The sequence below is a fragment of the Desulfosporosinus sp. BICA1-9 genome (assembly GCF_000802135.1).
In genome coordinates this window covers 1-9249 of the sequence record NZ_JUEE01000080.1, presented here as the reverse complement: position 1 = coordinate 9249, position 9249 = coordinate 1, and the positions used below count along the sequence as shown (strand labels likewise).

Annotated in this window: 9 protein-coding genes and 2 pseudogenes; 8 read left to right on the top strand and 3 right to left on the bottom strand. The window is 43.2% G+C overall.

Features of this window, described 5'->3' with window-relative positions; genetic code table 11:
* From JL57_RS10105 to JL57_RS10080, 5 genes are all read left to right on the top strand, one after another.
* The coding region (locus JL57_RS10105) for a Druantia anti-phage system protein DruA (RefSeq protein WP_034141928.1) at window positions 1-335 on the top strand (335 nt) is incomplete at its 5' end.
* A gap of 328 nt (window positions 336-663) precedes the next feature.
* A complete protein-coding gene (locus tag JL57_RS10095; RefSeq protein WP_291299923.1) occupies window positions 664-900 on the top strand; it encodes a hypothetical protein in 237 nt (78 codons plus the stop codon).
* Window positions 901-1351: 451 nt separating this feature from the next.
* Entirely contained in the window at window positions 1352-2785 is a 1434-nt protein-coding gene (locus tag JL57_RS10090; protein WP_034141925.1) for a UbiD family decarboxylase, read from the top strand.
* A 166-nt stretch (window positions 2786-2951) separates the two neighbouring features.
* Window positions 2952-4559: a UbiD family decarboxylase gene (locus tag JL57_RS10085; RefSeq protein ID WP_045691325.1), complete on the top strand. Its 1608-nt coding sequence runs from the start codon at window positions 2952-2954 to the stop codon at window positions 4557-4559.
* 829 nt (window positions 4560-5388) lie between these two features.
* On the top strand, window positions 5389-7014 hold the full coding sequence (locus tag JL57_RS10080) for a xanthine dehydrogenase family protein molybdopterin-binding subunit (protein WP_034141924.1): 1626 nt from the start codon (window positions 5389-5391) through the stop codon (window positions 7012-7014).
* Between the two features lie 122 nt (window positions 7015-7136).
* Here JL57_RS10080 and JL57_RS10075 read toward each other — a convergent pair whose 3' ends face one another.
* On the bottom strand, window positions 7137-7361 hold the full coding sequence (locus JL57_RS10075; RefSeq protein ID WP_034141923.1) for a hypothetical protein: 225 nt from the start codon (window positions 7359-7361) through the stop codon (window positions 7137-7139).
* Window positions 7351-7548, bottom strand: coding sequence for a hypothetical protein (locus JL57_RS10070; protein WP_034141922.1), 198 nt, complete (start codon window positions 7546-7548; stop codon window positions 7351-7353). The genes JL57_RS10075 and JL57_RS10070 overlap by 11 nt, the downstream gene beginning before the upstream one ends.
* 42 nt (window positions 7549-7590) lie before the next feature.
* Between JL57_RS10070 and JL57_RS34045 the strand changes: the two are divergent.
* The 3 genes and pseudogenes from JL57_RS34045 to JL57_RS10060 all read left to right on the top strand — a co-directional run.
* A pseudogene (locus JL57_RS34045) lies at window positions 7591-7740 on the top strand (FAD binding domain-containing protein); the annotation flags it as partial.
* Window positions 7726-8112, top strand: a complete 387-nt coding sequence (locus tag JL57_RS10065; RefSeq protein ID WP_291299924.1) for a xanthine dehydrogenase family protein subunit M — start codon at window positions 7726-7728, stop codon at window positions 8110-8112. The pseudogene JL57_RS34045 and the gene JL57_RS10065, both read left to right, overlap by 15 nt.
* Window positions 8105-8470 carry a (2Fe-2S)-binding protein gene (locus JL57_RS10060; RefSeq protein ID WP_291299922.1) on the top strand — a complete coding sequence of 122 codons (366 nt, stop codon included), beginning with the start codon at window positions 8105-8107 and terminating at the stop codon, window positions 8468-8470. Before JL57_RS10065 ends, JL57_RS10060 begins: the two co-directional genes overlap by 8 nt.
* Before the next feature lie 347 nt (window positions 8471-8817).
* On the opposite strand, the pseudogene JL57_RS10055 reads toward JL57_RS10060, so the two are convergent.
* A pseudogene (locus JL57_RS10055) lies at window positions 8818-9249 on the bottom strand (hypothetical protein); the annotation flags it as partial.

Here is a 9249-nt window from a genome sequence, read left to right as displayed (position 1 = left end):
AACGTCTCAACGGGATCGTTAATAATACGCGGTTTCTGATCTTGCCCTGGGTTCAAGTTAAGAACCTAGCCTCAAAAGTGTTAGCACTTTGTGTTAGACAATTACCCCAAGATTGGCAAACCATCTACTCATATAAGCCGGTTCTGATCGAAACGTTCGTTGAGAAGGATCGCTTTCATGGGACCTGTTACAAGGCGGCGAATTGGAGTTATATTGGCGATACCCAAGGCCGGGGAAAACGGGACCGAACTTACGAGTATGCAGTTCCTATTAAAGCTATCTATATTTATCCCCTCAACAAAAACTTTCGAGATATTTTAACCCGACCGGATTAATTCCGGTCTTCATTTATTAGGGTTTTAACTTGTTGATGGAGGGTTTACTGAACACTTACAAAGAATCAATACGATCAATTCGTCCTTTACTGGAATACATATAAATCATTGATCCCTGCGATTATTAACGATGTAACTTTAAATAATTTAAACGTCGTTAAAATGGAAATTAAATCTTCTAATCAAGTTTGGACCTCGGTGAATAATACCCTTGTTGAATTGATGAAAGTTAACCAAGAACAAGCTAATATAGCTGCTCAAGGAAGTATTGTTGCTGCAATGACGGCAAGGTATTCTACCATTGCTCTATCAGGTGTTTCTACATTAGATGGCCGAAGCGAGCAGAGGTGTTGTAACTTCAATGGAATTAGTAGCAGACATTAGCAGAGAAACAGCAATGCAATTTGGTCATAACGGGTATAATAGAGTTGATTTAACCAATACACTTGAAACTTGCGGTTTTTTTAATGTACACAGTAATATTTGTTATGAAAAGGTGAAGACAACAAAACAAGGGAAACGATCATTTCCGATATTTTTTATGATTGGCCAAAAAAGAAAATAGCCTAGTGGTTTCACGTCAACAGGTGAAACCACTAGGCTATTTTGGGGATTTGGTTGTATACGCAGGCTATCTAGAGTGAGCCTATCAACTCTTTGCCGATGCACAGGGTATGTGAGAATCGTCAAAGCGGTTCAGACTGCCAGTTGTATTTTAAGAGCAAGATTTCCTATGTAGTTAAGATAGACAAGAAGTATGATTATTAAAACTATTTTAAATATTTTTAAAAAGTATTGATTAATGGATAGGGTTCAATTCTCGGGCAATTAACCCTTCAATAATACCAGTCACAGATTTGTCTTATGGATTTAAAAACAGTAAAGGTGTATTCAGTAATTTCCTTAGGGATAAAATCCAATTTTGTGAGCAAGATTACTTATTGTACGAAAATTCAGTCTTGTTATAATTATAAATAAATTTAAGTTATACATTCCGTAGAAGAAGGAGGCATAAAATGGCTTATACAGACTTGCGTGAATGGTTGGAGCTGGTTGAAGAAAAAGGGGAGTTAAAAAAGATTGATGGTGCACATTGGGATTTAGAGATGGGTGCCATGACCGAAATTATTTATAAAGAAGGGACACAAGCCGTACCCCCAGCAGTGTTGTTTGACAACGTACCGGGTTATCCGGAGGGCTTCCAGACACTATTTGGTTTGACCACTTCTCCTAATAGGATGGCCCTAACCTTAGGGTTGCCTGCAGTCAAAAACGACCTTGATGTAGTCAGAACGTACAGGGACAAACTCAAGGATTTTATGCCTATTCCCCCGCGTGTGGTCAAACACGGACCCATCTTGGAAAACATTGATCGTGGTGACGATGTTAATCTGCTAAAGTTTCCGGTACCTATGATGCATGAACTTGATGGTGGTAGATATATAGGTACAGCTTCCTTGGTCACCACGAAGGATCCAGATGAAGGTTGGGTCAACTTTGGGGCTTATCGTGGAATGGTCCATGACGAAAAATCAATGTTCTTTTATGTCTCACCAGGAAAACATGGTAATCTGCACAGACAAAAGTACTTTGATCGAGGACAGCCTTGTCCAGTGGTTGTTGTAGTTGGTTCGGACCCGTTGTTATTTCTCGCTTCAGGTAACGAAATTTCCTATGGCTTGTCAGAATATGATTATGCAGGCGGCTTTAAAGGGGAACCAATAGATGTAGTTTTAGGAGAGTACACAGGCCTCCCGATTCCGGCTAATGCCGAAATCGCAATCGAAGGGGAAGTCATCTTCGGGGATGTCGCGGAGGAAGGACCCTTTGGCGAATGGACAGGGTATTATGCCAGTGCAGGCCGTCCAGAACATTTAATCAGGGTGAAGAACGTCTACTACAGAAACAATCCTATTTTATGTTGTGCTCGCCCGGGTAGGCCGCCTTCGGACTACTCATACAGTAAGTGTGTAGTCAAGTCCGCCTTGATCTGGGATGAATTAGAAAAAATTGGTGTCCCAAATGTGCATGGAGTCTGGTGTCATGAAGCGGGCGGGGGCCGGATGTTTAATATTGTATCGATAAAACAGGCTTACCCTGGCCATTCCCGACAGGCTGGTCTGGTAGCAGCGGGAAGTCACGCAGGAAACTACCTGGGAAGGTATGTAGTGGTTGTAGACGAAGATATAGATCCTTCTAATACTTTCGATGTCTTATGGGCTATTGCCTCAAGATCCGAACCCACTGAATCAATCGAAATCATCCGTAAATGCTGGAGTGGTCCGTTGGATCCCCGCATGCCGATAGGACAAAAAGGCTTTAACTCAAGGGCCATTATTGATGCTTGCCGTCCCTACGACTGGAAAGATCAATTTCCACCTGTTGTGGAGTCTAGCCCGGAACTTAGGGAAAAGACGCTAGCTAAGTGGGGAGATTTCCTACTAAAGTAGAGACTGGGGAAATCCTAAGTCTGGTTTTGCTGGGCTTCTAGAATATTAGTTTCAGTGTTATAACATTATGGGAAAAGAGAGTGAAAGTAAGTTTGAATAGAGCTTGAAAGGGTACTCAAAGCTAAAGCTTATTTTAGAAATATTAAGAAAGGCGGACAGAAAGAAGATGCGTAAATACCGTAACTTATCAGAACATCTCCTTCATTTGGAGGAAAAAGGGCTATTGATCCGTGTCAAAAAGGAGATAGTCAAAGAAACCGAGTTGCATCCATTAGTGCGGTGGCAATACCGCGGTGGAATTCCTGAGAAAGAGAGGAAAGCGTTTCTTTTCGAGAATGTAATTGACGTAAAAGGTAAAAAGTACACAATTCCAGTAGCGGTAGCCGCCTTAGCTGGGAATAGAGAAATTTACACTAGTGGCTTAGGTTGTAATAGTTCAGAAGAAATTGGAGAAGCATGGAAGAAAGCTATGACTTCACCAATACCTCCAGTCAAAGTAGAGCAAGGTGCCATTCAGGAAGTCGTCTATATGGGTGATGACCTCACTAAAGAGGGCGGCGGGTTTGATATGTTTCCTGTGCCGATTTCTACGCCAGGTTTTGATAATGCCCCTTACACTACCTGTACTCATTGGGTAACCAAAGATCCTGATACGGGCATTCATAACCTGGGTAACTATCGTGGACATATCAAAGGGCGCAATAAAATTGGCGTGTTCCCGTGTGGTTTAGGTCAAGATATCTTTGTACACTGGGAGAAATGTAAAGAAAAGGGAATTCCGTTACAAGCAGCCTTAATCGTAGGAGCACCACCTGTAATTTCCTATGCAGCAGTACAAAAGATTCCTTACGGAATGGAAGAAGTAGCAGTAGCAGGAGGATTAGCCGGAGAAGCGATTGAGATTGTCAAATGCAAAACAGTGGACCTCTACGTTCCAGCTGAAGCAGAGATTGTTTTCGAAGGGATCATCAGGACGGATGTGATGGAGCCAGAAGGTCCCTTTGGGGAATCGCACGGTTATATGCACCCCCGCCAGTTAAATCCTTTTATGGAGATCACGTGCATCACTCATCGGAAGAATCCTACGTGGGTATCGTTTATCAGTCAAGTTACACCGAGTGAGAGCAGTATGATTAAAAAGGTCGGATATGAGCCCCTGTTCTTAGATTACCTAAGAAATACGCTTAGTATTAAGAGTGTGGTACGCGTATCAATGCATGAACCGTTAACCAACTTACGTAAAGTTATCATAATACAAATGAAGAAACCCAAAGAAGTGGATGTCTGGCGGGCTTTGCATGCCTCGGCAGTATTCAATCAGGGTGTAGGAAAGATTTGTATAGCGGTAGATGAGGATATTGATCCGGAAAATATGGATTCCGTGATGTGGGCGATGAGTTACCGGATGAAGCCTCATGAGGATATCGATATCATCAAAGGTATGGTCAAAGGACATGCGCCGCCGTTCAGTGGAGCGAGTGACAGTAAAGACGTAGCACTTCATGCAGATCCTGCCAACGAGTCTGCCTTGTTAATTAATGCTATCTTAAAAGAACCCTTCCCACCGGTATCACTACCGAAGAGGGAATATATGGAACGTGCTAAAGAAATCTGGGAGGAACTAGGACTTCCTACAATAAAGCCAGAAGCACCGTGGTTTGGCTATTCCTTAGGACAATGGGACGATGAACTGGAAGAAGAAGCGGATTTGGCCGTCCAAGGAAACCACTACAAAACTGGGGACAAACTGGTTGGACTTCAGGTTAAGGTTTGATTTAAGTTTGAAAATATGAACACAAGTCTAAATAAAGTTTAAATCATCACGAAACTCGGCATCGGATAATTTCGATGCCGGGGCTTGATGGGTTAACGTAGTTCTTTGAACGACTGGTTTAAAGATTTTATTATTAATTTTTATGTTGAAGGACTACGAAAAATTTTTAAAATTAGACCAAAGCGCTGCGGCTACTGGGGAATCTAAAAATAAAGTAAAGGTTAGGAAGGAAATTATTGCTTTTTCCTGGCTGGTAGTCTTTTTCTCTTGATCTACGTTGTCGGCTTTATAATAGCTATCCCTATCTATTTGTTTCTATATTTAAAAGTAAAATCGCACGAAAAGTTAGTTTTTTCAAGTCTTTTTTCTTTAATTTCTTGGGGAGCTTTATATGGGTTTTTTGGTCTAATCTTGCATATCCCACTCTACCCAGGGATCATCGTAGATAAGTTTTTTTAACACACTAATGTTGATGATAATGGAAAAAGTTTATTTTTCTCCTACCTGCTCAAATATAAATTTTGATCAGTATTTAAAACCGATCTAGTACTGGCACTTCCAATGCCAGTACTAGATCGGTTAAACTACTTAATTCAAGACATTATATTAATTTCTGAAAATTTCGAAGCAGGTCTTTCTCATGATCTACGTTATAGGCGTTATGGTACTATTCCAGTTGATTTGTTTTTCTACTTAAAAGTTATTCAAGTGAAAAGATAGTTTTGGTAAGAATGCAAGACCGGTTGTGAGGAAAGGAGTTTATCTTAAGTTTTCAAAATTGTGTCTTGAAATGGGCATATATCCATAATATTATGGGTAGGTGATTAAGTTGGACACAAATTCTATTGGCTTGTCCGTATCACGCGAAGAGGCTTGGGGTAAGGTAACAGGGGGAGCAGTGTATACCAGTGACTTGAAACTACCCGGTTGTTTGGAAGCAAAGATCTTACGCAGCCCCTATCCCTATGCTCGTATTGTGAAGATAGACACGAGACGTGCTAAGGAACTCCCCGGTGTCAAGGCAGTTATAACTGCGCAGGATTTGCCCAATCAACGATATGGTAACGGCTTACAGGATCAGCCAGTTTTGGCTAGGGAACTTGTACGTTTCGTGGGTGAACGGGTGGCTGCCGTTGCTGCAGATGATGTTGACACGGCTTTGGAAGCTCTCGGACTAATTCAAGTTGACTATGAAGAACTGTCAGGTTCTACCGATCCATTGGAGGCAATGAAACAGGGAGCAACAATTTTACATCCTGAACTTAATACTTATCGTAAGGATGATAGAGTTATGTTCATTCCCAATGTTGTTGATTATGTTACTTTTGGTATCGGTGATTTAGAGGCTGGTTTTGCCCAAGCGGAATTAATCTATGAACATACCTTCCGTACACAAGTTGTACACTCAGGCTATCTAGAACCTCATGTTTGCATGGTAGAAGTTGGTAGTGATAAAGAAGTTAAGGTTTGGAGTAATAATAAAGCTCCCTTTGAATTAAGAGGTAAGCTGGCAAAACTCTTTTCTTTACCCGTTTTTAAGATTGAGGTTATTTACGGGAATATTGGGGGAGATTTTGGTGGAAAAGGGACCATCATGGATGAACCCATCTGCTACTATCTTGCCATAGCCACTCGGAAACCGGTACGTCTGACCATGACAATGGAGGAAGAGCTGTTTGCAGCCAACCCAAGACATGCCACTATGATAACAGTGAAGAGCGGGATGTTAAAGGACGGGACTATAGTAGCGCGTCATGCTAAAGTAATTTTTGACGCGGGGGCCTATGCCGGAGCCAATAGTCACCCTATTGTCGGCGGTATACGCCGAGCATTAGGAGCGTACCGAATTCCTCATACCAGGATTGATGGTTATGCCGTCTATACAAATACTGTACCAGCAGGGCATTGCAGGGCACCAGGGGATCCACAAGTTTATTTCGCGGTCGAATCCCATACTGATATGCTTGCCCATGCTTTCGGCTTGGATCCTGTAGAGTTTCGCAGACGAAATGTTCTTCATCCGGGAGATATCTCTCCCAGTGACCTTAAATGGGAGGGAATCAATGCTTTGCAGGTCTTAGAACTGGCTGTGAAAAAAGCAAACTGGGACAACCGTCAGAAAACAGCCAATGTAGGTTACGGAATTGCTCTTACGGAACGCTCTTCAGGGTTAGGAGGGTCTGCTGCAACCGTAATGTTACATGCGGATGGTAGTGCCACAGTAGTAAGTGGTTTTACCGACCCAGGTACTGGAAGTTCAACAGTTTTGAGACAAATTGTGGCTTGTGAACTAGAAATTCCACTAGCCAAAGTTGGCATTGCCGGGGGAAGTACCGCCTTGGTCCCTTATGACAACGGTAGCGGTTCCAGCAGGGTAACCCATGTCACAGGTCATGCGGTGCGTCAGGCGACTCAAGATGCTCTTAGCCAAGCCAAGCAGTTGGCAGCAGCTTAGTTAGAGTCTGCGGTAGATAAGATAGTTTACAGGGATGGTTTGTTCATTGCGCCTGGCAAAGAGGGATTATCCCTCCAAGAAGTCCTGGACAAAGCAGGAAGAGCCAAAAATGTTATCGTTGGTCAGGGAAGTTTTGTAGCTGAAAAAAGTATGGATACCTGTTTCTCGGCCCAAGTTGCAAAAGTGGAGGTTGACATGGAAACGGGCACAATAGAAGGTTTGATTAGCCCTGCTTTAATTTTAACTAACAGGTCTGTTCCCCCTGCCATAATTGCCACATTCTCTTGCTCCATAAGAATTTCTCTGGCCTCAGTCAAACAGATTGGTTCCAATAACTTAAACCTCATGCCGATCACCTTCTGCTCTCTTGACAGCTAAGGCTTGGAGAATTTTTTCCGGAGTAATAGGTAGATCAAGTATTCGAACCCCAATTGCATCATAAATAGCATTGGCAATTGCCGGAGCTGTGGACGCTATACCTTGTTCCCCTATTGATTTGGCACCATAAGGCCCTGGTCCTAATTCCTCCTCCAATAAATAACTTTCTACTGGAGGTGCATCTAGGCTAATGCGTCTCCGGCAGCGGATACAGCTTCAGCTCTTTTAGCTTTGCGATCAGAGGTAATATTGTTCGGACCTAACGGAAGGCGCAGCATAGGATTGAATAGCTTTTTCAAGGGACCTGGGCTAACGGTTCTGGAACGTGGAGAGGTGATTGAGGAACTGATCGTTCCAGAACAAGAAGAAGGAACACTAAGCACGTATTGTAAAATTGGACGGCGCAAGGCACTGGAAATTGCCATATGCGGAGTGTCTTTGGTAGCAACACCGCAGGGGGGTTACTGGCGGGATGTTGCTCTGGGTCTGGGGGCTGTGGGACCAACCCCAATCTTAGAAATTCAAGCAAGTGCCCTTTTGGAGGGTCAGCCTTGGACAGAGTCCTTGATCAATGAGAGTGCAAGAATTGCAGCATCCCAATGTTTCCCAATAGACGATCTGCGAGCCACAGCCGATTATCGTCGAGCTATGGTAAAAGTTCTCGTGCAGCGGAATATTCGGGAGCTAATCTTAAGAGGGGAGAAGGGAGTCAATGCTTAGACAAATAACGCTTACTGTAAATGGGCATCAACATCAAATCTTCACCGATGACTGCCGGACTCTATTGGATGTTCTAAGGGAGGATTTGAATTTAACGGGTACAAAAAAGGGATGTGATGAGGGGGATTGTGGGGTTTGCACTGTCCTAGTCGATGGTCAGCCCATCAACTCTTGCTTATTCTTGGCAGTCAAGGCAGAGGGGCATGAAGTAACAACCATAGAGGGTTTGGAACAAGACGGTGTGCTCCACCCCATCCAAAAGGCTTTTGTCGAAGAAGGGGCAATCCAATGCGGTTTTTGTACCCCGGGTATGGTGATGTCTACTAAAGCCTTATTAGATGTTAACTCAAAACCATAGCCTCTCGGAATTCAGGGGGTGGGAACGGCGGATATATGGATAGACATTATTAAATGAGCTGGAAATTCGCGATTAACGAGGGTAATTCTTAAGACGGAAATGGATTCTTAATAATGAGCATAGCAAACAAACGTCACAGTCGCCCTTTTTAAAAACTAAAAAACGTTAAGCAGTCTGGGGAAAAATCAATGTTTTAAGATCCTTAAAGCTTTCCTTCTGATGAGAAAACCAAGCATCCATGTGCTGACAGATCATAATGGCATAAACGCGAACGTACCACATTTTCGTGGAGCGATGTCGTCCGGATTCCAGCTTGTAGTCGATCTTCTCTCGTTTATTGGAGCGTTCTATAGATGTTCGGCGTTTATAAATGACCTTCCACTTTTCCGAGTCGCGAGGAGTCTTGGTAAACAGTCGTAAGTTATCCTTAGAGTGGGTGTGGTAGGTACGACCATACTTTGCTTTAGAACATCAATATACGGCTCAACGTTCTGGTGCTCCATCAGGTGATAAATAGCCTCGGCATCATGAGCGGAATCCAACAGCATTTTTTCCACCGTGCCCAAGGTAAAACGTTGCTTAAATTCAACCGCACTGACGATCAGACTGACAGAGTCGTGTCTGGAAGCAGGCTGCAGTCTTGGATACAATGGCAAATCATTGTGAGAGTCTGAAGCAGAAATCATGTAGAGATGATAACCGTTGAAAAACTTCTCACGGGAGCTATCCCATCCCGAGTTGCAGTCGGGTTGAGAGTAGATACGGGGATGGTTGCATTT

What these genes read in the sequence shown, in the direction of transcription:
- JL57_RS10095 (WP_291299923.1), top strand. Translation starts at nt 664, where the DNA reads ATGGCCGAAGCGAGCAGAGGTGTTGTAACTTCAATGGAATTAGTAGCA.
- JL57_RS10075 (WP_034141923.1), bottom strand. Translation starts at nt 7,361, where the DNA reads ATGAGGTTTAAGTTATTGGAACCAATCTGTTTGACTGAGGCCAGAGAA.
- JL57_RS10060 (WP_291299922.1), top strand. Translation starts at nt 8,105, where the DNA reads ATGCTTAGACAAATAACGCTTACTGTAAATGGGCATCAACATCAAATC.
- JL57_RS10090 (WP_034141925.1), top strand. Translation starts at nt 1,352, where the DNA reads ATGGCTTATACAGACTTGCGTGAATGGTTGGAGCTGGTTGAAGAAAAA.
- JL57_RS10085 (WP_045691325.1), top strand. Translation starts at nt 2,952, where the DNA reads ATGCGTAAATACCGTAACTTATCAGAACATCTCCTTCATTTGGAGGAA.